Genomic DNA, 1376 nt, shown 5'->3' with positions numbered 1-1376 from the left:
CTGCGCCTGTTTCAACCGGTTCTGCTCTTTCTCCTTGTCGAAGATCGGCGCAATGCTGCCGTTGGCATTCTCCGTATCCCGGCTCAGGTCGGCGACATTTTGTTGCTGGTTGTCCTTGTCACGAACAGTGATGTTACCTTCGCTCACCGCCGCCTGCGTGGTGCCGCTAGCATGACCGCTGCCGTTCAGGCCCGATAGCATCCCGCCCGCCAGGTTGCCCTGGAACTCCTTACCGCCAAAGTCACCACCGCCGCTTATCCCGACCCCGACATGTTCGACGTTGTAGTCCGCCTTATTGTTCAGGTCACTGAAGCCCAGCGTCCCGGTATCCAGGCTGTTTTTGTCCGCCGTGCCCGTTGAACTGATTACCGCGCCATCCAGTTGGGTATGCTCGCCGACCTTAACGTCAAAGCCACCCTTGCCCGCAAAGATCCCGGTCTGCTCCTGCACCGAGTCGTAGTTGCTGTGCATCTTGTCCTGGCTCAGGTTCAGGTAGCCAGAACCACTCATCGAGCCCCAGGTGAAGCTGCCACCTGCACTGGCGTTCTGCTGCTTCATGTCGTAGAGATCGCTGTCCTGCTGGCTGGAAAGTGTCAGATTACGTCCTACGTCAACATCCACCTTGTCACCGCTGACCTGTGCACCGGCCAGGGTAGTATCGCGCCCGCTATTCATGGCAAGCGTCTTACCGCTGTCGATGGTTGTCTCTGTCCACTGCGTTCCGGTGCCTTTCTCACTGCCTTTGCCAGCGTTGACGTTGGCGAACACCTTGATACCCGTGTCTTTACCCAGGCTCAGGCCGATACCGATTTCACCGCCGCTGCTCTTGTTACTCCCCGTCTGCTGTTGGGAATTAGCCGCCCCGGCAAGCAAGATGTCGCGAGAGGCATCGATGGTGGTATCGCCACCCGCTTTCAACTGGCTACCCGCAATCACCACATCGCCACTGTTGGCACCGCTGCCTTTACCGGTTGCGGTCACCGACAGATTATTACCCGCCGTCAGCGTCGAACCGGTGACATTATCAGAGACCTGTTTTTGCGTGGATGAAGACTTTTGGGCCCCCAGAGAAAGGCTGATACCAATCGCATTACCTGCATTACCCTTGGTATTCTCCAACACAGCGGCCTGTCCTGCCTGCACCCCAGACAACGCGGCTTTGGTGCCCTGCAAGGCGGCCAAACGGCCATCGCTTTCACTTTTGGCACTCTGCGCTGCCGCTATCGCTGAGTTGGCCGCTGCACCTGCCGCACCGGACAACGCCACCGTCAGGCCACTCTGCTTCTGCTCAAACCGCTCTTCTACCGTACGCAGGTCATGCCCCGGTTCGATAACGACGCTGTCGCCAGTAACGTTGAGATTTTTACCGGCAATCA

1 protein-coding gene is annotated in these 1376 nt (G+C 58.1%); it reads right to left on the bottom strand.

The window, feature by feature from the left end; all coding sequences use genetic code 11:
- The coding region (locus tag JHD74_RS25770; protein ID WP_199063881.1) for a hemagglutinin repeat-containing protein at window positions 1–1376 on the bottom strand (1376 nt) is incomplete at both ends.

It is taken from the genome of Serratia sp. ASV30, assembly GCF_016428815.1.
Classification (GTDB): domain Bacteria; phylum Pseudomonadota; class Gammaproteobacteria; order Enterobacterales; family Enterobacteriaceae; genus Chania; species Chania fonticola_C.
This window is presented reverse-complemented; position numbering and strand designations above follow the sequence as displayed.